The sequence below is a fragment of the Bremerella alba genome (genome assembly GCF_013618625.1).
GTDB lineage: Bacteria > Planctomycetota > Planctomycetia > Pirellulales > Pirellulaceae > Bremerella > Bremerella alba.
The window spans coordinates 184,901-209,087 of the sequence record NZ_JABRWO010000008.1 but is presented as its reverse complement, the minus strand read 5'-3'; the positions used below and the strand labels follow the sequence as shown (position 1 = coordinate 209,087).

The following is a 24,187-nucleotide window of genomic DNA, read 5'->3' as shown; positions in this document are numbered from 1 at the left end:
TAAACTGTGACCTGGAGCCCTAGCATTGCCTTTGCATTTATCGTCGCAGCAATGCTGCCGGGGTTGATTCTATCGCTCGTCACCACGTCGCTGGTGCGCCGCTGGGCTCCGAAGTTGGGTCTGGTCGACCTACCGGGTGAACGTAAAGTGCACGTCGTCCCCACACCACTTGGGGGCGGCATCGGGATTTGGGTCGGTTTAGTCGTTCCGTTTGCCATCGCCCAGGCCCTCGTCTGGTACGCGGCGAACCATCCTGACATGACCTTCAGTTCCAACCTTTTACAGCGTGGCTGGGATTTCGCGCAGCCCCACCTGGCCGGCTATCAAGAGAAAGTCATCCCGCTTTGGACGCTCCTGACTCTGGCCACCGTCCTGTTTACGGTTGGTTTGCTCGACGATTTGACCGGTTTGGGCTGGAAGATTCGTCTTGCCGTTCAGTTTGCGGTCGCTGCAACGGTTGTTTGGCTTCTGGGCTGGAAGCTCAGTTTTTTCGTCGATATTCCGTTGCTACCCGAGTTCGTCACGTTGTTCTGGATTGTGGCGTTGATCAATTCGTTCAATATGCTCGATAACATGGATGGACTTTCGGCCGGGATTGCCGGAATCGGTTCATTCATGTTGGCTTCCGTATTACTAATAGCCCCTGACCCGACCACCGCCGGCCCTCAACTCTTCGTTGGTGGGTTCCTGCTGGTACTCACCGGATCAATTCTCGGCTTTCTTTATCACAACCGACCGCCAGCCAAGATCTTCATGGGGGACGCCGGCAGTTATTTAATCGGGTTTTGCATGGCGGTGATGACCATCCTCGCGACTTTCGGAAGCTACGAAAACAATCGCCAGCATGCGATCCTTGCTCCGCTTTGCATTCTGGCCGTTCCGCTTTACGACTTATTTACCGTTCTCTACATCCGTATTCGTGAAGGGCGGAGTCCTTTTCAAGCGGATAAATGCCACTTCTCCCACCGCTTGGTGGAGATGGGCTTTAGCAAGACGAGCGCCGTATTGGTGATTTACTTGCTGACGGTAACATGCGGCTTGGGTGCGTTGCTGCTGCATATGGTCGATTTCGTCGGAGCTATCTTTGTTTTACTTTTAGTTTTTTGTGTTCTCTGTCTGATCGCCTTGATCGAAAAGGCGGCCCGTCGCAAAGAACGGAATCGAAGCGAGTAGATGGCAGCCAAGCATAAGAAAGACCGGCGTCCAACGAACGAGCCTTCCGGTTCGTCCTTGTTACCTAACTTCGTGGGAACAGGCATCGCATTTCTCGCCGTTGCAACTCCTCTTGTTTCCAGCGAAGGATCTCCTGAACGAGGCGCCGAGCTATGGCTAGCTGTCGCCTGGTGCCTGCTTCTGGTGTTGTGGGGCGCTACCGCGCTCATGAAACCCAAACTCGAAATTCGCTGGAGTTGGACCGAAACGTGTCTGGCCGGATTTCTCGTCTGGCTCACCATTTCCACTTGGCATGTCGCCGGGGAAGGCAACCTGCGAGCCGCATTCAACAGCTATTGGGACTACGCCCACGTTCTGATTGCATACTTCCTGATCCGGCAATGGATTGTGAATGATTCGCAGCGTCATGCGGTGCTTTCCGCGATGATCTGCCTGGCCGTCTTCGTTTCGTCATTTGCGGTGTACCAATACGTTGTCGAGATGCCAGCGCAACGTGCTTCCTACGAGGCAAATGCCGAGCAAATTTTGATTGACAACGGCATCGACCCAACCCCAGGCAATCCCGTTCGATCGCTGTTCGAGAGTCGCCTTAACAGTACCGAGCCAACCGCCACGTTTACGCTGACCAATTCCTTGGCCGGGTTTCTGGTGCCGTGGATTTTGATCTCTCTCGGCTGGCTGAAGAACTCTTTTTCGCCGGACACCAACTGGAAACGCGTTGGCGGATTCGCTCTGGCAATTGCGCTGATGGGGATTTGCCTACTGCTAACCAAGAGCCGTACCGCCTGGCTCGCGACCCTTTTCGGGCTGACCTTGTTGGGGCTCTACGGAACCTCGATTGGTCGACGCGTCTCGTGGGTGATTCCGGCGACCGGACTGACCGCCGCACTTGGCCTATTCATGCTTGGGTTTGTGACCGGAGTGCTGGATGTCGAGGTTTTAAGTGAAGCTCCCAAATCGGTGCTGTACCGACTTCAGTATTGGCAAGGAGCTGCGGCAATCATCGCCAATCATCCATTGTTTGGCTGCGGGCTCGGCAATTTCCAGGGCTACTATCCTGAATTCATGTTGCCAATGGCCAGCGAAACGGTCGCTGATCCGCACAACTTTATCTTCGAGGTATGGGCCTCGGCAGGAACACCAGCGCTGCTTCTGCTCGTTGCGGCAATGGTGTTTTGGACATTGCAAATCGCCCGTGCTCCGAACCCCACCGACACCACCGTTGAGGCAGCCAAACCTGCGAATCAAGACGACCCGAGATCCGCTTATCCACTATGGCTTGGTGCCGGGCTAGCCCTTTTGTTTGCCCCGCTGCTTCAGATGATCATGCAGGAAGTTTCACCTGACTACATGCCAGTAATCATTGGAATCATCCCCACGGGGTTTGTCGCGTGGACACTCTGGGGCCAGCCGATCTCGCAAAACCTTCGGTTGTGGATGAGTATTGCGATTGCCGCTCTGGTTATCAATTTGCTGGCCGCCGGCGGTATCAGCTTTCCGAGTGTCGCAGGCTCCCTTTTCTTGCTCGCGGCGATCGCTTCACCGGCGCATTGCAGCATCCTCTTGGAAGACGGGCCCAAAAAAATGATCCCGCTGGGTGTGGGAGCGATCGGACTCATGGTTGTGACTTTGTGGGGCATTCAGCCATCGCAAGCTCGACGCACGCAGATGAGTTTGTCGACACTGGCCGGAAGGCAGGGTGATTGGCGAGCCATGGAACAACACGTGAAGCTGGCGACCGCAGCCGATACATGGAGCAAGGAAGGCCCGGCCGCGCTGGCCAACGTTTACTTTCAAGGCTGGGTGAACAACTCGGATGCCAGCCTTAAGGATCGAGAACCCTTGCTGGTGGGACTAGAGGACGCGTTAGCCGAAACGTTCCGCCGTGCCGGTCACTCGTTTCCGCTGCATTCTACGGCGGGCGAGTGGTTCCTCGACGTGTATCGCCAGTCGGACGATCCTGACCACTTGCTCGTCGCGATCAATCATTTCCGCGAAGCAACTCACCTTTTCCCTAACCGAGCGATCCATCAGGCCCAGTTGGCCTGGGCCCTTCATTTGGCGGATTTGAAAGAAGAGAGCATCGCCCATGCTGACGAGGCGCTGCGGCTGGACAAACTTAATCCGCATGCCGAACGCTACCTAAATCGGCTAAAAATCCATGATCCTGGCCCTTGGAAAACAGTCGAGAATCAGAAGCCGGCGCCAGATCCTGAACTTTCTGCCAAACAAGTCATTGAGAATTTGCGTACAATGGGAGGATAGTATTCCCATTCGATCCTACCGACTCTTTTCCTTCTAAATGCCATGAAACCAATTGCCCTCTTGCTTGTCTGCCTGTTGCTTGGTTCTGCGGCCGGTTATGGCATCGCCTACCGCGACGCGACTCTCCCCAATCATTTCGGCCCGATCACCGATCCGGATCAAGCCTGGAAATCGATTCCGATTTCGGATGATGCCCCCAAGGTGGTTGTCGAAGGTAGTGATATCTTTGTGTTCGGTCGTATGGAGCTGAACTCGGTGGGCAAGCATACGTTTGTCGTGAAGAACGAAGGAAAAGGCGTCCTCGAGTTAACCATGGAAGGCACCACCTGTAAGTGCACCATGGCCGATTTGAAAGAAGGAGACACGCTGGAAGTCTCTCCCGGCGAGTCGACCGACATCGAATTGGAATGGCGTCCCAAGAGCTATGCCGAGGAGTTTGCCCAAACAGCCCGCATCGCGACGAATGATCCACGTAAATCGATGCTGGAACTGCGGATCACCGGTAGCGTCGTGCAGGCTATCGTGCTCGACCCCTCTGAAGTCCGCTTCACCAACCTGGCCGCAGGAGAGACTCGCAAAGCAGCGACGAAGGCCCTGAGCTTCAAGGAGGACTCGTTTGAAATCAAGGATCTCACCGTTACCGGCGATCAGTCGGAATTGCTGTCAGCGACCTATCGTCCACTCACCGAAGAAGAACTCGAACAGTCCAACGGCGCTCTAGCCGGTTATTCCCTGGAAGTCGAAGTGAAGCCAGGCTTGCCGCTAGGTACCAATCGCCACACGATCGTGGCCCACACGACCAGCGAGTTCGGGCCGGAACTGGAGATTCCTGTCACCAGCTTTATCGTCGGGGACATCTCGATTATCGCGGTTAAGAAGTACGATCGCGATAAATCAGTGCTCTATCTGAACAAGTTGAAGAAGGCCGAAGGGGCTTCCACCAAGCTATTTCTCATCGTGAAGGGACCTCATCGAAACGAAGTCACCGTGAAAGCCCAGGAAACATTCCCTGACTATATGAAGGTTGAAGTCGGTGAGCCTGAGTCGATCAACAACGGTAGTGTCCGTAAGATCCCTCTTTCGGTTGAAATCCCGTCTGGTGTCCCGGAAGGGAATTATCTGGGGCCAGAGCGAAAGGATTTAGGGAAAATCGCTCTATCTGTGGAAGGACATCCAGAGATCAAGGAGGTCAATATTGGTGTTTATTTCTCAGTCGAGTAGATTCAACCATGTAAATCATGTCTTTTAGGCCGGTCACCTGTAAAAAGGAGATCGGTTAACACCTTGTCGAACCCATAACCCCCTCAATGGTATGCGTCACGAAACGGGTCACTTCGCCACCTTCCTCTCAGTCTCGACCATCCTACTAGCGGGCACATTCGGCTGCAGCCGTTCCGCAGAAGTGGGCGATGCCGATCGGTCTGCCCAGCAAGTTCCGGCGAAAAACCCTGTTCACATGGCCGATGCCTCGGCGATGCCAGCCAGCAAAGCATTGCCTGCGGCATCGTCAGACATTGCTCTAACTGCCGCCGAGATGCCACTTGGTCAACAAGGATCAGGCAAGTCGAGCGTGCAGCCGGTGGCAATGCCATCGGAGATCGCGATGAGGGATGCTTCCGAAGAGGAAGAAGAGAAGCCCAAGTTTTCTCGTCGCGAACTATTCGAGGGATGGGGCAAGCCGGAGATCGCATTGTTTCTAACCGGACAACAGCACGGCTATATCGAACCGTGCGGCTGCACCGGCCTCGACAATCAAAAAGGGGGGCTGATGCGACGTCAGACCTTTTTGAATCAACTTCGCAACGATCGCGGCTGGGAGGTTGTCTCCTTGGATGTCGGTAACCAGGTTCGCCGCTTCGGTCGTCAGGCAGAGATCAAGTTCCAGACCTCCGCCGAAGGTTTGAAGAAGATGGACTACGATGCGATCAGTTTCGGCCCCGATGACCTACGCCTCTCGGTCGACGAAGTCTTCGCTGCGGTTGCCTCGGAAGATCCCGACAACATTAAATACATTTCCAGCAATGCCAGCCTCTTAGGCTTCACGCCCAAACATCGGATCGTGGAATCAGCAGGCAAGAAAATCGGTATCACCGGCGTTCTGGGGACCAAGGAACAACAAAAAATATCGAATGCCGAAGTCGAACTAGGCGATCCGATGCAGCAACTCGAAGCGACCTGGAATGAATTGAAAGCTGAAAACTGCGATCTTTATGTTCTCCTTTCGCATGCTTCGCTTGAGGAAAGTCGCCAATTCGCCAAGGCTTTCCCCGGGTTCCAGATTGTGGTTACCGCCGGTGGGGCAGGGGAGCCCACGCTTCAACCGGAAGTCGTCGAAGGTACCAACACCCAGATGATTCAGGTGGGCACCAAGGGGATGTATGTCGGTGTGGTCGGATTGTTTAACGATCCCCAAAAGCCCATTCGCTACGAACGGGTTGCCCTCGATGCCCGTTTCGAGGACTCCGAAGAAATGCTGCGTCTTTTGGCGAGCTACCAGAAACAATTGGAAACGCTTGGTCTCGATGGCCTCGGTATTCGCCCTCAACCGCATTCCAGCGGACACTCGTTCGTCGGTTCCGCAGCTTGCGCCGAATGCCACTCGGAAGCCTACGAAGTTTGGGAGAACTCCAAACATAGCCATGCCACCGACACGCTGGTTCATCCTCCGGAACGCTACGAAGTACCTCGGCACTTCGATCCTGAGTGCCTGGCATGCCACGTGACCGGCTGGAATCCGGAACTCTACCTGCCGTACCGCTCCGGCTATCTCGGTCTGGAGACGACCCCCAATCTGAAAAGCGTCGGCTGCGAAAATTGCCACGGCCCTGGCTCGCATCACGTTGCTTCCCAGAACGGGGAAGGGGGCTTTTCAAGCGAGCAAACCTCGATGTTCGTCGACCAGATGCGTCTGCCGCTGGAATCGGCCCGCGATACGTGCCTCAAGTGCCACGACTTGGACAACAGCCCCGACTTCCACGCAAACGGGGCATTCGAGAAGTATTGGGAAGAGATCAAGCACTAAAGAACTTAGTGCGAGTTATTTTCGACGACGATCCCCACTGGGATGTTCAAAGTCGCTTTTCAACTCAAAGTCGATTGTCTGGTACCCCGAATCGACCACGGTCGTGATCGCGTTTCGGCGTTCATAACCCTTGGGGAATGTGGCAATTCCGCGTTCATCGGCGCCGATTGGGCGTTCAAACACGACGTCGTGTTCGCCAATCAGCACTCCTTCTTGGCGAAAAGTAAACCGAGCCGTATAGTTGCCGTCGACGTCGGTTTCCGCGTAGGACGTCGTCCCCTCGTTACCCTTGGGGACAAACCGCAACGTAAGGCCTTCTATCGGCTGACCATCCAGCGTGACGGTTCCTTCGACGTAGCCCAGGGGTGGCCCCGTTTGGTAGCACCCCATGCCGCTCAGCAAAACCACGAAGAAGGAAGCGAACACCAAACGTTGCGATACCGCGTGCAACAACATAAAAAGCCTACTAGCAAATCATTAAATAACGTGATTAGGAAATTGCGTACGCAAAGCTTAGTAGCCCGAAATCACCTGGCCGTCATTGATCGTTCCTAAGCGTTGATAAACGCCCCAATCTGCGGCCGGTTCGGAATTACTAGAGCCGGTGTGCTGGATCGTTTCCGCGATGAAATGCACCGATCCGTCGGCGAAGGCAAACTGGACTCCACCGGGGTGCATACTATGAAATGCGGTATGCGCCGAAGACGGGGTCGCTCCATTGGGCTTCTGGCGATGCGACCGTAAATGGCGATAAGGTGGATGCTGAACATTGTTTCCACCACAATTGGCCGTTCCACCCCTTCCAATCGAACCATAGAGCACTTGATTCTCGGATTGCATCCAGGTCATTTCGCCGACCATTGTGGTATTGGAAAGGCCATCCGTAATGTCACGAATCTTGCGTTTCGTGTTTGCACCTAACAATCCGTTGTGGGCTGAGTGAGGGTTCAGAAAGGAATCGCACGCGTTATTGGTGAACGCCCCAATCACACCAGCATAGCTTGCGGTGGCAATCGTTTCGACATACCCGGTATCGGAAGACTCGAATACCGATGTATGAGAAGGCTTGGGATCGGAAGGACAGCTAAACATCGACAATTCAGTCGCAACCCCAGCCACGTTCTCGAATGTGCTGTAAGGATCGCTGGCAGGTCCGTAGGGATGCGATTCGAAATCGAACTGGTCAAACAAGCCCTTCTGTTCTAGTTGCGGCAATATCTGAGCTTGCCAAGACCATCCACCATCTTGCGAAGTAGCACTATTTGGTGCGGTATCGATGTAGCCAGGGGGGAACTGACCGAACACGTCGTGATAGTTCAGTAAGGCAAGTCCCATTTGTTTCAGATTATTCTGACACTGCATTCGCCGTGCGGCCTCACGTGCCTGCTGAACTGCAGGAAGTAAAAGCGCAATCAACACCCCAATGATCGCAATAACAACCAACAGTTCGACCAACGTAAACCCGGACCGTCCACGCAATTTGGCACACATCGTTTGCCTCTTTCCTCTTACTCTTCGTTCTTCAATTACAGATACAAGCTGGTCACCCTATTACCCTAAAATTAACGACAGACTAAGACTCTATTAACTCCACGTGAAGATCTGCGGGGGGCCTGGCTTCGTTTGGATGCGATACTTTTTCGGCCCGAAGCACCAACCTAGGATAGCTGTGGGTCGTGGTCGCCTGGTCGGTCACGATAAGATCTCCACCACGCTCTTCGCTGCGAGAGACGACTGCATTTCCCTGCACAGGCGCGCAGCAGGCAAGATTTCATTTCCCGACCATTTCTTTGCCATCTATGGACTATTCGAAGCCACTTTTGTTTCGTGTCACCGTAAGCCATTCAAATATAAGTAGTTATGAAACGGTTCAGTTCGGCAAAAGATTCCTCATCTCGGCTGGGCACACCGCTTGCGTTTGATCAGTAGGCAAACTGCGCAAGTGCATCCTAAACGAGGAAATCCAGCTCATGGTGACAGACGATCAGCAAACCATCGTGGTGATCGGCAACGGAATGGTCGGACACCGGTTCGTCGAAAAACTCGTCGACTTCGATCAAGCTCGACAGTACAAAATCGTCACCTTCTGCGAAGAACCGCGAGCAGCCTACGACCGTGTCGGGCTCACCTCGTTCTTCGCCCATCGCGACGCCGAGAAGCTGATGATTGCCCGGCTGGAATGGTACCAGGAACAGGGCGTAGAGCTTCACCTCGGAGACCGGGCTCACAAAATCGACCGCGACAAGCAGGTTGTCTACTCCGAGCAAGGTGCTGAAATCCCTTACGACCACGTGGTACTCGCCACCGGATCGTACCCCTTCGTGCCGCCGGTCGATGGTATCAATAAGCTCGGCGTCTACGTCTATCGCACAATCGAGGATCTCGAGAAAATCATCGAACATGGCAAGACGGCCAAGACGTGCGCCGTTATTGGTGGTGGCCTGCTCGGCCTGGAAGCTGCTAAAGCGGCGTTCGACTTGGGCCTGAAAACACACGTGATCGAATTCGCCCCCCGCTTGATGCCTCGCCAAGTGGACGACCGCGGCTCGAAGGTATTGGTTCAAAAGATCGAAGAGATGGGCGTTGACGTTCATCTGAATAAAGGGACCAAACAAGTCCAAGGGGATGGCAAAGTCGAGAAGATGATCTTCACCGACGATACTGACCTCGACGTCGATATGATCATCGTCTCGGCTGGTATTCGCCCACGTGACGATGTGGCCAAAGAAGCAGGTCTTGATATCGGACCCCGTGGGGGCGTTTCGGTTGACGATCTCTTGCGAACGTCCGACCCCAAAATCTTTGCCATCGGCGAAGTCGCGCTGCACTCAGGCATGATCTACGGGCTTGTCGCGCCGGGGTACGAGATGGCTGAGATCGTCGCCGGCAATCTTTGCGGACAAAGCCTAACCTTTGGCGGGACCGATCTTTCGACGAAGCTGAAACTGATGGGCGTCGATGTGGCCAGCTTCGGCAATTACGATTCCAGCGAGGACGTGAGTACATCGCTGGTCGTCGAAGATCCTTTCCAAGGAACCTACAAGAAACTGCTCTTCAGCAAGGATGGCAAAACCTTGCTGGGTGGAATTTTGGTGGGGGATGCCTCGGAATATGGCACGCTGTCGGTCTTCGCGAAAAGTGGTGATCCGTTACCTTGTTCTCCTAGTGAGTTGATGGGTACCAGTGGAGACGGCGGCGGTGCTTCGGCACTGGGAGGTGCCGAAAGCATGCCTGACGGTGCTCAGATATGCTCTTGCAACAACGTAACCAAGGGCCAGATCTGCGCCGCAATTCGCGACAACGATTTGATGACGCCAGCGGAAGTGAAGAAGTGCACCTCGGCCGGTGGTGGTTGTGGTGGCTGCATGCCGCTGGTGACCGATATCCTGACGGCCGAGCTTGCCGCCGCCGGAAAGACGTTGAGCAAAGACCTGTGCGAACACTTCGCTTACTCACGGCAAGAGCTATTCGAGATCGTCAAAATCAAAGAGATCAAATCGTTCGACGCGCTCCTGACTTCGCACGGCAAAGGAGATGGCTGCGAGATCTGCAAGCCAGCTGCCGCGTCGATCTTTGCCTCGCTCTGGAATGACCACATTCTGGAAACGTCACACAAAACGCTGCAAGATACCAACGACCGATTCCTGGCCAATATTCAGCGCGATGCGACCTACAGCGTTGTCCCCCGTGTTCCCGGAGGAGAAATCACGCCTGACAAATTAATCGTCTTGGGCGAGGTGGCCAAGAAATACAACCTTTACACCAAAATAACCGGCGGACAACGTGTCGACCTATTCGGTGCCAAGGTGCAAGATCTGCCGGACATCTGGTCGGAGTTGATCGACGCCGGTTTCGAGAGTGGTCACGCATACGGTAAATCGGTTCGAACGGTGAAGAGTTGCGTCGGCAGCACCTGGTGCCGCTATGGGGTCGGCGATTCGGTCGGCTTTGCGATTCAAATTGAAAACCGCTACCGAGGTATCCGTTCGCCGCACAAACTGAAGTTCGCCGTTAGCGGATGTGTTCGCGAATGTGCTGAAGCCCAAAGTAAAGATGTCGGCCTGATTGCCACCGAGAACGGCTATAACCTTTACGTCTGTGGCAACGGCGGAGCGAACCCTCGGCACGCCGACTTGCTGGTCGCTGATATCGACGAAGTAACGGCCGTGAAGTACATGGACCGCTTCCTGATGTATTACATCATGACCGCCGACAAGTTGACCCGCACCAGCGTTTGGCAGGAAAAGATGGAAGGGGGTCTCGACCATATTCGTGAAGTGGTCATCAACGATTCCCTCAACATCTGTGACGAACTCGAAGCTCGGATGCAAATGCTGGTCGACACCTACCAATGCGAATGGAAGTCGGTGGTCGACGATCCTGAAAAGCGAGCCTTCTTCAAGCAGTTCGTTAACACGGACGAAAGTGAACTGGGCATCGAGATCATCACCGAGCGCGACCAACAGCGTCCCGCCGACTGGCCCGACAATAATGTCAACCTGGTAGAACTCAAAGGGCTCAACGGCGAAGCCTTCTCGCGCGATTTGCCTGGGGAAGAAGAGCTTACCTGGGTCGGCATGGGCAGTGAAGTCGACTTCCCCGTCAACGGTGGTTCAGCGGTGAAATATGGCGACGTCCAAATCGCGATCTTCCGAGCAACGACCCACAGCGACTGGTATGCCTGCCAAAACATGTGCCCTCACAAGAATGCGTTTGTGCTTTCCCGCGGCATCATCGGCGATGCTGGGGGCGTGCCGAAGGTGGCCTGTCCGCTGCATAAGAAGACCTTCTCGCTCGAGTCAGGCGAATGCCTAACCGGCGAAGACTTCAAGCTGCAAACATTTAAGGTCAAAGTGGAAGAAGGGACCGTCTTCGTGCAACTTCCACCGCAGGAGACATTGAACGCCAGCCTGGCAACTAAGCTCCATTGCATTTCAGCATGCGATGCCGAAAAGAGTCAACAGATGGCATATGTCGCGAGTTAAACGAACCCCCTTGGCAATCACACTTGGCACGCAAGGTTTCGCCAGAAGGCATTTCCGCTGACTCGAATTCTGAAGCGGAAATGCTTGTTAGCGGCTGCGAGATTCGTTCAGCCGACGTCGCAACGCTTTCAGTCGCTCTTCCGATTCGGCCAAACGGTCGTTGGTAGACGATGCCGCCGACTCAGGCAACTCCGGAATCGACCCTAGCGAGTACCGACTGTTGCTTGCGATGTCGCGGATTCCGCCCAGTTGATTTTGCACATCGGCAATCCACTTTTGCGTTTCGGCCTGCTTGCCGGATGCATCTTGAAAGAACAGACACGCCGCGAGCGCCATACACGCCAACGAAATAACGGCAATGGGAAAGCCGATGTTGAACAGTTCCGGACGCTTGGCCATCACGCTCCAGACCACGAGGAAGCAGCCACAGACCAATAGCATGACGCCGCCAGCTAAGCAAAGCGAGGCGAGCAATGGAAAGCGATCTTCAGATTCAGGCAAAACCGTCGGATCGGGAAGTGCTTGTGGCTGTGAAGCACGCTTAGCGGGAATTGGCTGAGCAACCTCTTGGAACTCTGCCGGTTCTCCGAAACGCTGTACCAGTTGATCGACCCGGCTGAGCGTTGCTTGCATACGATGAGCATCGAGCCGCAAACCAGGCAACGGCACCTGGCTCTCTGATCTGCGTGGCGAGTCGGAGGCCGTCTTAGTGCCCGCAGTAAGCCGTGTTTGGCATTTGGCGCAGACCAGGGCCGATTGCTCTCGTGGTGAGGCGATTCCGGCAACCTGGGTCTGACACTGGGGGCACCACATGTGCTAGCGACTCTCTGGTGATTGGTGAGTGGGGTCTCACTCGTTATCGGCACCAGTGTCCGTACGGATTGAATCGATTTGGCGAGCTGGGAAAAAGATCCGGTCGCGCTAGCAGCCTACCTCATCGCTCGTTCCGTCGCTTCCAGTAGCATCGAGACGACTTCGCCGAGCGGCTTTTTCACCAACGCACCAGCGGCCGCGACGTGCCCGCCCCCACCAAACTGCTGGGCCAACCTGGCAACATCGAGCGACGATCGACTGCGAAAACTGGCTTTGACGCCATCGCCATTGGGAAGTTCGACAAACAAGATCGCTGCCTCGACGCCGGTTACCGCCATGGTTCTATTGATGGCATCTTCGGTATCGCTAGGTGTGGCGCCCGTTTCGGCAAAGTCCTGTTGCGTGGCCATGCTATAGGCCAGCTTGCCATCGTGAATGATCTTGGCACTTGAGAGTATTCGTCCACGCAAATTGACCCGTTCGAGACGTTCGTTCTCGAAGAGATTTCCATAGACTTCACTGGGCACAGCCCCGGCGTCAACAAGATCTCCAATCGCCTGATAGGTCGATCCGCTAACCGAAGGAAAACGAAACCAACCGGTGTCGGTAGCGATGGCCGTAAACAACACCGTCGCCACTTCCTTGGTGATCGTCATCCCCCAGGCTTTAGCGGCATCGTAAACCAAACGTCCCGTCGCTTCACATTTCGGGTCCTTGAACATCTCGCCACCCAGATCGTCCTGACTGACGTGATGGTCGAGAACTAGCTTGACGCCGCGAAACTCTTGCATCGCTTCGGCCATTTCACCCAGCTGAATCCAGGCACTCGTATCGACCACCATGAACGCATCGAAGCCGTTCTGAATTTCTTCCCGCGAAATGTCTTTGCCCAGCTGCTTGATCTCACCCTCGGGGTCGATGAATTCAAGATGCTGTGGGGTCTCGGAATCGTTGACGATGGTGACATCTTTCCCCATTTGGCGAAGCAGGGCCGCCATTGCTAATTCGCTGCCAAGCGCATCGCAGTCGGGTCGAACGTGGCTGGTCAAAACGAATCGCTGCGGAACTTCGATAGCCGCTTTCAGTGCGGCCCAGTCAATACTCATGGGCGTTTCCATCGTGCTATGGGCAGTCTAACGAGATGTTTTCGACTGATATGATTGAAAAATCTGGTTCGTGGTTTGAATGTCTTTATCGAGCTGCTGCTTGAGCGCTTCGACATCGGGGAACGTGGTCACTTCGCGCAAGCGAGCGAGAAACGAAACCTCCAGGGGCTCGCCGTAGAGCGAACCTTGAAAATCGATCAAGTGGACTTCGATCTTGCGCGCCTTTTCGCCGAAGGTGGGGTTCGGACCAATGTTGATTGCTGCCGCAAAGACATTCTCGCCGCGATAGCTCATCCCGGCATAAACGCCGATCTCAGGCACCAGCGTGTCGATGGCTTCCAGGTTGGCGGTCGCAAACCCAAGCTGTGCCCCGCGGCCTGCTCCGTGCGTGACCATCCCTCGAATACGATATGGCTGCGTCAGCATTTCGCTGGCCAGTTGCACGTTGCCTTGTGCGATCAATTTGCGAATGCGGCTACTCGAGACGTATTCGGTTTCGCCTGGTCGGGTCAATGGCTCGACGATGTCCAGCAGCATGCCATTTTTTTGGCACAATGTTTCGAGTGTTTTTACATTACCGGCGCGGTCTTTTCCGAAATTAAAATTAGGACCTTCGACCATCGCCTTGGCAGCCATCTTCTGCACAATGATTTGCTGAAAAAATTCGTCAGGCGTTAATTGCAGCAACTCTGGCGTGGTCGGGTAGGCAATGACGGCGTCGATTCCGAGTTGGCCAAGAAGTTCAACCTTGCGACGCGTCCAGGTCAGAGGTGGAGGAGCCAATTCCGGGCGAAGAAGCCGGACCGGGTGAGGGTCGAAGGTAAATACAACCGCCGGGCCATGGACTTCGTCGGCTCGCTTTCGCACTTGCTGCGCAATCTTAGCGTGTCCCAAGTGAACGCCATCGAAGTTGCCGATCGTTAGCGCTCCGCTTCGGATTTCTGTCGAAAGCGAATCCAGGTCCCGATAAAGTTGCACAGTTCGCCTTTGCCCAAGGGCGACGTGGCTTGCATAATTTGCCCGGCCACTTGATAGGAAAACCCGTATTTTGCTTGGTTCGTTACTAAATGACAACCAAACCTTCATCCGAATTCTAGTTAACTTGCTTCACTGGTTGACGTTAAATCGAGACAATCGGTACAAATGCATCTAGATCCCTCTTCCTAGTCCGGGTGGGCAGGAACAATAAACACAAGATTGGTATCTGTTTTCCGAATCGAAACTGAAAGCGGAAGACAAAAGGCATTTCTGGTTTTCTGCGTTAAAATAGAAGTTGCATTGCCCAACGTTGCCCATCTGCTAGAAAGTCCGATTCGTGACTGAGCACTCATCTTCCCAATTCAAGACGCATGTGGTGACTTGTCCAGTCTGCTCGACTCGCATGTCCGTACGCACCACCGATGTAGGGCGCAAGACCCAGTGCCCAGACTGCCATCATCGCTTCACGATCGAAAAGGCGGAGATCAAAATAGACATCCCAGACCCGATTGTGCCTGAGGATGAATACGGTTTGAAAGACGTGGCCCGCGACCATGATGATGCCCGAAAGAAAATGGGGCAGGAAATCATGTCTCAGGCCCAAAAGGACCTGAAGGAACAAAGTGAGCGAAAGGATCTGAACAAGCGGACCCAAGGCGCGTTTGAAGAACGTAAACCACGCAACGACCAAGACGATGATGTAGGTGAGAAAAAACGGCGTGAACAATTAACGCCCATCACCTACGATCCACGGGAAGGGCTGGTCGAATACCCGCTCACCTTTTCACCGAAAGAGATCCAACGAGACATTCAGTTGCTCTCTGATGTAGGATTGTTGATGCGATGGGTTTTTCTCTCGTTATTCGCTGCCGTGACGATCTACTTCGCAGCCAATGCGATCTATCATAGCATGCAGCCTAACCAGACCTTCCTGACCCTTATGTACAGTTTGGCAGGCACGGCGTTTTCAGTGTTCATCGGTGCCGGCACCACTCTCTTCCTAGGAAGTCAATTTCTCTTTCTAGTCACGTCGATCTCTAGCGGCCTAGAAGATTGGGACTGGCCAGAACTAGGTATCTTCGACCGCATGATGGAAGCCCTCTTCCTGGTTTTCGCCGTCATGCTGAGCCTGGTCCCGTTTGGGATCATGGCCACCATCGACCAGTGGTGGGCCCTTCCACTACTGGCTTTTACGTTCCTAGCCTTTCCGGTTATTTACCTATCGTTGCTCGACCAAGGCTCGGTAGTCACGCCGTGGAGTTCCACGATCGTCGCTTCGCTTTATAAGCTCCCCGGGAAGTGGCTATTGTTTTACCTGGCAACATTCCTCCTGATGTCGGCGATCCTCGCTGCTGGGGCCGCTATTTTCATCTTCGCTGGAATTGATCGCCTGGCCTACATCGCACTGCCAGGCGGAGTCATGTTTGTTGGCGGTGCGATTGTCTATGCTCTCTGGCTCGGCCGTCTAAGCTGGGAGATCGTCGTGCTAAGCTCTCAAGAGCAAGAGGAAGAGTAAGCCCGTTTCGCTCGCAATGTGGACTGATGCGGACCGGAACAGTTGTCGTACTTTCATTTGCGCGAGCGTAGCAATAAGAAGGGAGCATCTCTTCCAAGACGAAGAGATGCTCCCACGGTTTCAATGGATTCGAGATTCTACACGTTCCAAATGCGATCTGGCCGAGCGATCAGGCCATTGGCATCCGCATCGTTTAGAAAGACTTCCTTCTGTGGATCAATGGTTAATTTACGATCAAAGATCCAAGCCACAGCAGCTGCGTGACAGGCAATGTGCGACTTGCGCATCACGTTTTGATTGGCAGCCGTCAATTTACGAGTGCGAATACAATCGAGGAAGTTTCGCGAGTGGCTGGCGACATCTAAGCCGCGAACCCGCGAGGTATCTTCGGTGATCTCTTTCTGCAGTGCTGGAGAGGAGCAAACGATCTCGCCATTGTCTCCGGTTTCAACCCAGCCGTCGGTACCGATGAATCGAACCGGGCACGTTCCCAGTCGCGTAATATAATGCGGCGAGCGATCTCCAAAGGGATCGGCGAGAAAATCGATTTCCAATTTCACGCCGTTCTCGTACCGGCACGAAATGCCATCTTTGTGTGGCTGGTACTCGACCGGCATAGTCGCATCGGCTTGGTTCGCCCACTGGCAGAGGTCCAGCGTATGGGCTCCCCAATCCAACAGCCGCGCACCGGAATCGAAATCCCACTGACCTCGCCACTTTCCTTGGACATACGCCAGATTGAACGGACGCCACGCCGCAGGGCCCAGCCAAAGGTTCCAGTCTAATTCCTGTGGAGAAGGCTGCGTTTGGGCAGGTAACCAACTGTTATCGAGAACTGGTCGATATACCGACGCGTGAAGCGTTTGAAGTTCACCCAGCTTGCCCGAGTGTGCCAGTTCGACCGCTTTAATAAAATTAGGCACGCTACGCCGCTGCGTGCCAGCCTGAAAGACCTTTTGCTCGGCCGTGATCGTATCGGCCAATTGCTGGCAATCTTCGATCGTGATTCCGCATGGCTTTTCACTGTAGACATCTTTGCCGGCCTTGGCCGCCAGGATCGATGCGGCCGCATGCCAGCGATCTCCGGTTGCAATCAAGACGGCATCAATATCTTTTCGCTGCAATAGCTCGCGAAAGTCAACCAGGGTTTCGCAGTCGGTGTTGCGATAGTGCTTGTCGACCATCGCTTTGCCATCTTCGCGATGCTTCGACCAGACATCAGCAACGGCAATACAGCGGACGTCGGCATGGGGCAGGGTGCCTCCCATGACATATTTGCAGCGGTTACCGTAACCGATTACGCCCAGGTTTATCTTTTCGTTGGCACTTGGAGTCCCTTCGGCCCCCAGGACATGTCGGGGCACGTAGGTGGCAACTCCAGCAACAGCAGCGGCTGTTCCAGCTGCTTTTAGGAAGTGACGACGCGATGTGTTTTGCGGGTGTTTCATAGATGGAGGCTCGAAAGTGGGCAGATGACATGGGGTGGGATTGATGGCGTAAGTACGCTTGTATTAAACCATGATCAACCAGGGTATGTCCAAAAAGAATCCCTGCCCGGCCCCAAGCAGTGACTATTTCGTATAATTAACCGTTTTGTTCTGCCCCATTATCGATTAACTATAGATTTCGATTTCCATGAAACGCCACGAACTGGAACGCATCGCCAAGCAGTACCGCGCCGGAAAAGTAACCCTCTCTGACTTTTGCGCGCAAGTCATGCAGCCGAAATCCGAACAGCTTTCCGATACGACTCTCGATGTCGATCGAGCTCGCCGCTGCGGTTTTCCAGAAGTCGTTTACGGCGAAGGGAAGTCGGCCGAAACAATCATCGAGATTTTCCGCAAACAACAAGAGCACGGTGATACTTCACTGGCCACACGTATCGATGCCGAAAAAGGCGCCGCGTTGAAAGCGTCGCTGCCGGACGGGATCTATCACGAAAAGGGCCGCACGTTTCGAATGCCCACCGATCAACCCACGTGGGGCAATGTCGGCTTGGTAACGGCCGGCACAAGCGATTTGCCAGTTGCGGAAGAAGCACGCGAGACACTGCGTTGGATGGGAATCGAACCGGTGTTTATCCAAGACGTTGGTGTCGCAGGTCCTCATCGTTTTGGAGAACAAGCTCATAAACTAAGCGACGCAGATGCCGTGATCGTGGTGGCTGGCATGGAAGGTGCACTCCCTAGTGTGGCAGGCGGACATCTGGCTTGCCCGGTCATCGCCGTACCGACGAGCGTAGGATACGGGGCGAGCTTCCAAGGTGTTGCCGCACTGCTAGGCATGCTCAATAGTTGTGCCTCGAATGTCACCGTCGTGAATATTGATGCCGGCTTCAAAGGTGCGTACCTGGCCGGACTCATTTCGCTGCGTGTCCTACAAGCCAAGTCACAACCCGAAAGTTAGATCGACGGAACTCCCTATGCCTATCCAACCCTTGCCAACAGGTTTGCCGATCATCGCCCCCCGCGCCGCCGATTCGCACAAAGGAACTTATGGCAGGGCGTTGCTGGTTGGTGGTTCGGTGGGAATGCCTGGTTCAATTAGTCTTTCGGGGCAGGCATGTCTTAAAGGAGGTGCAGGCCTAGTGACGCTGGCCGTCCCCGATGCGATCATCAACACGGTGGCCAATTTTGAACCATCGTACATGACCTGGGCTCTGCCGACCGATCGCAGTGGACACATTCCCTTGCATGCGAAATCTCGTTTGCGTGAAAAGCTCGAGGCGTCAAGTTGCCTGGCTGTTGGTCCAGGCTTAGGACAATCGCAAGGCTTGTTCCACCTTGTTGGTCACCTATACGAAACATTTACCGGCCCGATGATCATCGACGCGGATGGTTTGAACCTTTTATCGCTGCGAAGTGCTCCTCTTGCCGGTCGTGCTGGCCCACGTGTCATTACACCCCATCTCGGCGAATTCCGACGTCTTGTCGGAAAACCGCACCTCTCGATGGAAGATGCGCGCGACATGGCCAGCGAGTTAGCTGGTCGGCAGAAAATCACCGTTGTGTTGAAAGGCCCCAAGACGCTTGTTACCGATGGACAACGTCATTGGCACAATCCAACCGGCAACCCTGGCTTGGCCACCGGAGGAACGGGCGATGTGCTCACCGGTTTGATCACGGCACTTCTGGCTCAATCGCTTGATGCTTACGAAGCCGCCGTTCTAGCCGTGTTTCTGCATGGATTAGCCGCCGACCTGGCGATCGAAACGACAACTCAAGCAGGCTTAACGGCAACTGATTTGCTTTCTTTCGTAGAGGCAGCGTGGCGAGATTATGAGTCGCGACGCGATCATCTTTCGACGTAAAACCAAACCTCCATGCAACAGTGATTGTTCTGACGACTGTTGTTTTCATGACGGTAATATCGTCACGGTGCAATAGTCTTCCGCTAGTTGCGGGTTAGCGTGTACGGACATCCACAACGATTTTGCAATTGGTTCGCGTCGAAGAAGCGAGTATTCTTTGAAAAGGTTTAACGGAACTCTGACACAAACCCTGTCGTCGGAAATGTTCACCGAGGTTTCGTTCAACAATCACTTAACATCGCGGCTTGCTGGAACAGAGGCAACAAGAGGCAGGACGCGAAGGAGGGCGACCTATGGTAACGATGAACGCAGTCGTTTATGAGAAGGATGGTCAGACATTCGTTTGGGCATTTCGTGAAGGGGAAGAACAGCGTGCCCTGGAAGCGATCTGTCAAACTGCCAACGGCAGTGAAACAATTCTTGACTGGAACGATGCCAACATTATTTGGCAACGCATGGGGGATGCCCCCGATCAAGTCGATGTACGCGAGATTGGGGCCTATCTGAGACGCAGTTCGCATCGCTAAAAAGAATCTTGAGGAAAGCATCCACGCGTTCAACTAGCTTGGGTGCTTGATCTTATCCGGTCAGACAACCTCTGGTTGTGACTGAACTGGGGGGGCGGTTAAGATGGAGACATTCTCCAAATCCCATTCACGCTCAAGGTAATCTGCCTGTCATGCTGGCTCGCAAAGAAATCTTCCCCAACGTCATCGAACTGAACTACCAAGCAGGCGAGCTTCTAGGCTGCAATGTCTACCTGATTTTCGAGGGAAACGAGTGGCTTCTCATCGACATCGGTTTCGATGAAACGGTCCAAGATTACATCGATGTCATCCGAAACATCGATTTCCCTCTGGCAAATTGTAAAACTCTGATTGCCACCCACGCCGATGTCGATCACATCCAGGGACTGGCCAAAGCCAAGCAGATTCTCGGTACGACCGTGACATCCCACCCGCTGGCAGTAAAGGCCTTAGAGTCTGGCGATAAGCTTCAAACATTCGCCGAGATTGCCCTGCAAGACATTCACCTGGACATGCCCCCAGTTAAGATCGAACATCAGATTAAAGATGGCGATATCCTGACTGTCGGTAAGCTAGAGCTAGAAGTGTGGCACACGCCTGGCCATACCAACAGCCAGTTAAGCTTCCGGATGGGAGACCTGCTTTTTTCCGGTGACAATATCTATCGCGATGGATGTGTTGGGGCGATCGATGCTCATCACGGCAGCGATATCCCAGACTTCATCAAGTCGCTCGAACGCATTCGTCACAGCGACGTGAAATGGCTCCTTCCCAGCCACGGTCCCATCTTCCGCAAAGACGATGCCCAACTCGATAAGACCATTGCCCGTTTAAATGGCTATCTTCACATGGCCGATTTTGGGACGTGTGCGGTGGACTGGCCCTTGATGGACGAGTGGGAAGACGAAATCGTCAAAGGCGTTCTACCCAAGTAGCGCCGCAATCTCAATGTCCTCACGAACTTAATCTGCAAGAGAGACCTACATTAGGTCTCTCTTTTTTTGCGCATTTTTTTACAGCCGCAATAGGTTTGAGGCTCTACAAACGATTCTCGTTGCGCCGCTCCGCAAGCCATTATTACTCCGATTGCGTATGCCAAGGGCGTTCCGAGCCAAGGGAGGCGCGCCAAGTAAAAGTGCTGAGAATCGTAGCAAGCTTCATGCGCGCATTCTTTGCATGCTTGGCAATTGCCAAAAACGTTCCTTGAAAAGCCTAAATTACCGCCTTCTCATAAGTCGTTTTGGGAACACGACATAGAGCGTTACAAAATTTCGGACGAGGCTTTTCATCCTCATAGTCGGAACTAATGGCACAACGCTTGCGAACAGGGGGTTTTCGTGCACACGACCCTACGTGGGAAGGCGCACTCACAGATGTCCCACGTTGGATCGATTCCTGGCCCTGGCATATAGCTGGCTGATGTTTGTTTCATCTTATGAAAAAGGTACGACTCAAATGGTAAGTTCCCTCTCCCTCCCCAACCGAGTGTGGTTTGCGATGCTCGCAATCGCTCTCGGCCTCATGATCTCTTACCCGATTTCGGCACAAGACGCCGGAACGCCGGCATCGGAAGAAGCTCCGATGGCCGAAGCTGGTGAACCCAGAGCAGAAGAAGCTGCGGCAGAAGAAGGTCCCGCTGAAGAAGAAGAAGCCGAAGAACCTCTCACGGCTGAAACGTTGATGGGCGATGTTGATGCGTTGTGGACCTGCTTGGCAGCGTTCCTCGTTTTCTTCATGCAGGCAGGTTTCGCCTTGGTCGAAGCTGGTTTCACGCGTGCGAAGAATGCCTGTAACATCGTGATGAAGAATCTGGTGGACTTTTCCATCGGGTCTTTGTCTTTCTGGCTGGTTGGTTTTGGCCTGATGTTTGGTACCACCAATGGCTTCCTTGGAACCGATCAGTTTTTCTTCGACGGTGGCAGTGAAGCAGCAATTGCTGTTAACTCGAACGTTGGTTTCAACTGGGCATTTTTGATCTTCCAAACGGTGTTCTGTGCAACTGCCGCAACCATTGTTTCCGGTGCGATGGCAGAACGTACTAAGTTCACCTCTTACCTCGTTTACTCGGTCCTGATCACCGTGATCGTTTATCCGATCTTCGGTAGCTGGGCTTGGGGTAGTCTCTACGCTGGTGACGGCTGGCTCGAAAACTTCGGACCAGGCTTCTACGACTTTGCTGGTTCGACCGTGGTTCACTCGGTCGGTGGTTGGGCTGCTTTGGCAGGTGCGATCACGATCGGCCCTCGTATCGGTAAGTACACCGCAGACGGCAAGGTTAAGCCTATTCCTGGTCACAGCATTCCGCTGGGTGCCTTGGGTGTGTTCATCCTATGGTTGGGATGGTTTGGTTTTAATCCTGGTTCGACCACCGCTGTCGGTGGCGGTTCGTTCGCCTACATTGCTGTTACTACCAACTTGGCTGCTGCAGCTGGTGTCGTCGGTGCGATGATCACTTCGTGGATCATGTTCAGCAAGCCTGACACCTCGTTCAGCTTGAACGGTGCACTTGCTGGTCTGGTCTCGATCACCGCTGGCTGTGACGCATTGAGCCCTGCGATGGCCGCCCTGGCCGGTTTGATCGGTGGCGTGATCGTGGTTCTCTCGTGTGTGATGTTCGACAAGCTGAAGATCGACGATCCTGTCGGTGCTGTCTCGGTCCACGGTGTTTGTGGTGCTTGGGGTACGCTGGCTGTGGGCCTCTTCATGACTGAAGGTGGTCTGGTCAACGGTGGCGGCATGGACCAACTCATCGCTCAGATCGTTGGCGTTGCCATGGGCTTCGTGTGGGCCTTCGGTGTCAGCTTTGTGATCTTCAATGTCATCAAGTTCACCATCGGCTTGCGAGTCAGTGCTGAAGAAGAAATGGCTGGTCTCGATATCACCGAGCACGGCATGTACGCCTACCCGCCACACTTGGTCACCGAAGGCACTAGCCAAGCTGGCCACGTTGCCTCCTAAGACGGATTGTTTTGAAAGCCAACCTCGCGGGCTTTGCACTTGGCATTGCCCACGATGTCCATGAAGACACTTCGGCCTTTGCCTGGGCCAGAAGTTCTACCCCAATGACTTGGAAGGGTGTTCCGCCTCGCTCTTCCAAGTCGGGGTTTTTTTTATGCGCTACGCTTAGTTTGAAGTTTTCAGCGTTCAGTTTTCAGCAGGAAAGTCGTGGGGCTACGATCTCTGTGATTCCCTTGCTCCTTACGAGTGAATGCCCGGGGCGGTGGCGAATTAGGGACACGCTTAGCCACGTTAATATTGCTGAAATCTGAACACTGAACACTTGCCTGCCCCATCTGACAGGCTTGCTCCTTCTTGTTACGGTCTGCTGGCTGGCACTTGCCCCCAAAACGTTCGCTGTTTACATTCGATGGTTTGAACTCCCATCGTACGTTCCGTTTTGGACGCCCCCATGAAACTTGTGATCGCCATCATTCAGCCGAGCCGCTTGGAATCCGTGAAGGAAGCCTTGACTGAGGTCGAGGTTTTTCGTCTGACGGTGATGGATTGCCAAGGTTTTGGCCGCCAAAAGGGGCAGACCGAGGTTTACCGAGGGCACGAGTTCACCGTGAATTTGCTTCGCAAAGTCCAGTTGCAAATCGCCGTCAACGAAGATTTCGTGGAACCGACCATCGACGCGATTGTGAAGGGTGCCCGGTCGAGTGATAAGGGAGAAATCGGCGACGGCAAGATCTTTGTCGTACCGATGGACGACTGTATCCGAATCCGCACCGGCGAACGCGGCCCTGAAGCAATCTAGAAACTGCTTGTCGGTTACTCTTGGCCCGATTTCAATTCTACCCCAATGGCCTTGGAAATCGGTGCCAGATCGCCACCATAGCCCACCCAGACGGCACTGACCTTACCATCGCGGCCCACTAGGAAATTAGTCGGGTAGCCGAACTGCCGGGCCGTTTTAGCCAGTTCTTGTCGCAGATTCGCGTTCATATCGACATAGACCGGCAAGTCGGAATTGTATTGAGCCAGTATTAACTGCGAGTCGTGCTTGAGTTGCTCGGTCCCTTCTTCAAACAACCCGGCCTGGCCTGGCATCCATCTTCCATCGCACGAAATAGGAATCAATTGAAAGTCCGGTTCGTCCGCGTAACGCTCGCGAATCTCTAGCAGCTCCGGAAACTCCATCAGACAAGGGCCACACCACGGGCCCCAAAAGTTGACTAGCGTAACCTTTCCCGCGAAACTATCCGTATCGATCGCCGTGTCCACGTTGAGCAGTGGCTGCAATTGAGCCGGCGGGACCTGCTGACCAACCCATGGATGCGAGGTGGCAGCTCCTCCGCCGCCAGGCCCTAACAGTGAAACGAGCAGCATGACCGCCAATCCTGCCAACACGCACAGCAAGACAAAAATCATGGTCTTGCCGCTCCGCGAATTCGTTTTTCGGTGCGTTGCCGCCGTGATTCGAGAAAAAAGTCGTGGCATTTCAGGTTCGCATTAAGGTCGTGTGAAGTGACAGGCAGGGCCAGGGCCACCC

At 54.1% G+C, this 24,187-nt stretch carries 19 protein-coding genes; 12 read left to right on the top strand and 7 right to left on the bottom strand.

Features of this window, described 5'->3' with window-relative positions; all coding sequences use genetic code 11:
* Positions 1-6 precede the first annotated feature (6 nt).
* From HOV93_RS15105 to HOV93_RS15090, 4 genes are all read left to right on the top strand, one after another.
* Positions 7-1,173: an MraY family glycosyltransferase gene (locus tag HOV93_RS15105; protein ID WP_315853419.1), complete on the top strand. Its 1,167-nt coding sequence runs from the start codon at positions 7-9 to the stop codon at positions 1,171-1,173.
* Positions 1,174-3,438, top strand: a complete 2,265-nt coding sequence (locus HOV93_RS15100) for an O-antigen ligase family protein (protein ID WP_207397345.1) — start codon at positions 1,174-1,176, stop codon at positions 3,436-3,438. It abuts the gene before it with no gap.
* Between the two features lie 42 nt (positions 3,439-3,480).
* A complete protein-coding gene (locus tag HOV93_RS15095) occupies positions 3,481-4,659 on the top strand; it encodes a DUF1573 domain-containing protein (protein ID WP_207397344.1) in 1,179 nt (392 codons plus the stop codon).
* Between the two features lie 91 nt (positions 4,660-4,750).
* A complete protein-coding gene (locus tag HOV93_RS15090; protein ID WP_207397343.1) occupies positions 4,751-6,460 on the top strand; it encodes a multiheme c-type cytochrome in 1,710 nt (569 codons plus the stop codon).
* A 15-nt stretch (positions 6,461-6,475) separates the two neighbouring features.
* Here HOV93_RS15090 and HOV93_RS15085 read toward each other — a convergent pair whose 3' ends face one another.
* Together HOV93_RS15085 and HOV93_RS15080 are read right to left on the bottom strand one after the other, a co-directional pair.
* Complete coding sequence (locus HOV93_RS15085; protein ID WP_207397342.1) at positions 6,476-6,916, bottom strand: hypothetical protein; 441 nt, start codon at positions 6,914-6,916, stop codon at positions 6,476-6,478.
* Positions 6,917-6,973: 57 nt separating this feature from the next.
* Positions 6,974-7,951 (bottom strand): DUF1559 domain-containing protein, encoded by a 978-nt coding sequence (locus tag HOV93_RS15080; RefSeq protein ID WP_261358610.1) that lies wholly within the window; start codon positions 7,949-7,951, stop codon positions 6,974-6,976.
* A 479-nt stretch (positions 7,952-8,430) separates the two neighbouring features.
* On the opposite strand from HOV93_RS15080, the gene nirB reads away from it, so the two are divergent.
* A complete protein-coding gene (gene nirB, locus HOV93_RS15075; protein WP_207397341.1) occupies positions 8,431-11,445 on the top strand; it encodes a nitrite reductase large subunit NirB in 3,015 nt (1,004 codons plus the stop codon).
* Between the two features lie 87 nt (positions 11,446-11,532).
* Here the strand turns inward: nirB and HOV93_RS15070 are convergent, their stop codons facing one another.
* The 3 genes from HOV93_RS15070 to HOV93_RS15060 form a co-directional block, all read right to left on the bottom strand.
* On the bottom strand, positions 11,533-12,258 hold the full coding sequence (locus tag HOV93_RS15070; RefSeq protein WP_207397340.1) for a hypothetical protein: 726 nt from the start codon (positions 12,256-12,258) through the stop codon (positions 11,533-11,535).
* A gap of 116 nt (positions 12,259-12,374) precedes the next feature.
* Positions 12,375-13,364 (bottom strand): DHH family phosphoesterase, encoded by a 990-nt coding sequence (locus HOV93_RS15065; RefSeq protein ID WP_207397339.1) that lies wholly within the window; start codon positions 13,362-13,364, stop codon positions 12,375-12,377.
* 27 nt (positions 13,365-13,391) lie between these two features.
* Positions 13,392-14,342: a bifunctional riboflavin kinase/FAD synthetase gene (locus tag HOV93_RS15060; RefSeq protein WP_207397338.1), complete on the bottom strand. Its 951-nt coding sequence runs from the start codon at positions 14,340-14,342 to the stop codon at positions 13,392-13,394.
* A 403-nt stretch (positions 14,343-14,745) separates the two neighbouring features.
* Between HOV93_RS15060 and HOV93_RS15055 the strand changes: the two genes are divergently transcribed.
* Complete coding sequence (locus tag HOV93_RS15055; RefSeq protein WP_207397337.1) at positions 14,746-15,858, top strand: hypothetical protein; 1,113 nt, start codon at positions 14,746-14,748, stop codon at positions 15,856-15,858.
* Between the two features lie 137 nt (positions 15,859-15,995).
* Here the strand turns inward: HOV93_RS15055 and HOV93_RS15050 are convergent, their stop codons facing one another.
* Complete coding sequence (locus tag HOV93_RS15050) at positions 15,996-17,306, bottom strand: Gfo/Idh/MocA family protein (protein WP_207397336.1); 1,311 nt, start codon at positions 17,304-17,306, stop codon at positions 15,996-15,998.
* A 187-nt stretch (positions 17,307-17,493) separates the two neighbouring features.
* On the opposite strand from HOV93_RS15050, the gene larB reads away from it, so the two are divergent.
* The 6 genes from larB to HOV93_RS15020 all read left to right on the top strand — a co-directional run bounded on the left by larB (position 17,494) and on the right by HOV93_RS15020 (position 23,452).
* Complete coding sequence (larB, locus tag HOV93_RS15045) at positions 17,494-18,264, top strand: nickel pincer cofactor biosynthesis protein LarB (protein ID WP_207397335.1); 771 nt, start codon at positions 17,494-17,496, stop codon at positions 18,262-18,264.
* A gap of 16 nt (positions 18,265-18,280) precedes the next feature.
* A complete protein-coding gene (locus HOV93_RS15040) occupies positions 18,281-19,168 on the top strand; it encodes an NAD(P)H-hydrate dehydratase (RefSeq protein WP_207397334.1) in 888 nt (295 codons plus the stop codon).
* 293 nt (positions 19,169-19,461) lie between these two features.
* Positions 19,462-19,695, top strand: a complete 234-nt coding sequence (locus HOV93_RS15035) for a hypothetical protein (protein WP_207397333.1) — start codon at positions 19,462-19,464, stop codon at positions 19,693-19,695.
* Between the two features lie 152 nt (positions 19,696-19,847).
* Positions 19,848-20,630, top strand: a complete 783-nt coding sequence (locus tag HOV93_RS15030; protein ID WP_207397332.1) for an MBL fold metallo-hydrolase — start codon at positions 19,848-19,850, stop codon at positions 20,628-20,630.
* A gap of 520 nt (positions 20,631-21,150) precedes the next feature.
* On the top strand, positions 21,151-22,653 hold the full coding sequence (locus HOV93_RS15025) for an ammonium transporter (RefSeq protein ID WP_235990403.1): 1,503 nt from the start codon (positions 21,151-21,153) through the stop codon (positions 22,651-22,653).
* 451 nt (positions 22,654-23,104) lie between these two features.
* Entirely contained in the window at positions 23,105-23,452 is a 348-nt protein-coding gene (locus tag HOV93_RS15020; RefSeq protein WP_207397331.1) for a P-II family nitrogen regulator, read from the top strand.
* Positions 23,453-23,466: 14 nt separating this feature from the next.
* On the opposite strand, the gene HOV93_RS15015 is transcribed toward HOV93_RS15020, so the two are convergent.
* Complete coding sequence (locus HOV93_RS15015; protein WP_207397330.1) at positions 23,467-24,135, bottom strand: TlpA family protein disulfide reductase; 669 nt, start codon at positions 24,133-24,135, stop codon at positions 23,467-23,469.
* Between the last annotated feature and the right edge of the window lie 52 nt (positions 24,136-24,187).

Excerpts from the sequence above, each read along its gene's own strand:
- HOV93_RS15070 (WP_207397340.1), bottom strand. The coding sequence starts at position 12,258 with ATGTGGTGCCCCCAGTGTCAGACCCAGGTTGCCGGAATCGCCTCACCA.
- nirB (WP_207397341.1), top strand. The coding sequence starts at position 8,431 with ATGGTGACAGACGATCAGCAAACCATCGTGGTGATCGGCAACGGAATG.
- HOV93_RS15090 (WP_207397343.1), top strand. The coding sequence starts at position 4,751 with ATGCGTCACGAAACGGGTCACTTCGCCACCTTCCTCTCAGTCTCGACC.
- HOV93_RS15025 (WP_235990403.1), top strand. The coding sequence starts at position 21,151 with ATGGTAAGTTCCCTCTCCCTCCCCAACCGAGTGTGGTTTGCGATGCTC.
- HOV93_RS15100 (WP_207397345.1), top strand. The coding sequence starts at position 1,174 with ATGGCAGCCAAGCATAAGAAAGACCGGCGTCCAACGAACGAGCCTTCC.
- HOV93_RS15050 (WP_207397336.1), bottom strand. The coding sequence starts at position 17,306 with ATGAAACACCCGCAAAACACATCGCGTCGTCACTTCCTAAAAGCAGCT.
- HOV93_RS15030 (WP_207397332.1), top strand. The coding sequence starts at position 19,848 with ATGCTGGCTCGCAAAGAAATCTTCCCCAACGTCATCGAACTGAACTAC.
- HOV93_RS15055 (WP_207397337.1), top strand. The coding sequence starts at position 14,746 with ATGTCCGTACGCACCACCGATGTAGGGCGCAAGACCCAGTGCCCAGAC.
- HOV93_RS15040 (WP_207397334.1), top strand. The coding sequence starts at position 18,281 with ATGCCTATCCAACCCTTGCCAACAGGTTTGCCGATCATCGCCCCCCGC.
- HOV93_RS15085 (WP_207397342.1), bottom strand. The coding sequence starts at position 6,916 with ATGTTGTTGCACGCGGTATCGCAACGTTTGGTGTTCGCTTCCTTCTTC.
- HOV93_RS15080 (WP_261358610.1), bottom strand. The coding sequence starts at position 7,951 with ATGTGTGCCAAATTGCGTGGACGGTCCGGGTTTACGTTGGTCGAACTG.
- larB (WP_207397335.1), top strand. The coding sequence starts at position 17,494 with ATGAAACGCCACGAACTGGAACGCATCGCCAAGCAGTACCGCGCCGGA.
- HOV93_RS15015 (WP_207397330.1), bottom strand. The coding sequence starts at position 24,135 with ATGCCACGACTTTTTTCTCGAATCACGGCGGCAACGCACCGAAAAACG.
- HOV93_RS15020 (WP_207397331.1), top strand. The coding sequence starts at position 23,105 with ATGAAACTTGTGATCGCCATCATTCAGCCGAGCCGCTTGGAATCCGTG.
- HOV93_RS15035 (WP_207397333.1), top strand. The coding sequence starts at position 19,462 with ATGGTAACGATGAACGCAGTCGTTTATGAGAAGGATGGTCAGACATTC.
- HOV93_RS15095 (WP_207397344.1), top strand. The coding sequence starts at position 3,481 with ATGAAACCAATTGCCCTCTTGCTTGTCTGCCTGTTGCTTGGTTCTGCG.
- HOV93_RS15065 (WP_207397339.1), bottom strand. The coding sequence starts at position 13,364 with ATGAGTATTGACTGGGCCGCACTGAAAGCGGCTATCGAAGTTCCGCAG.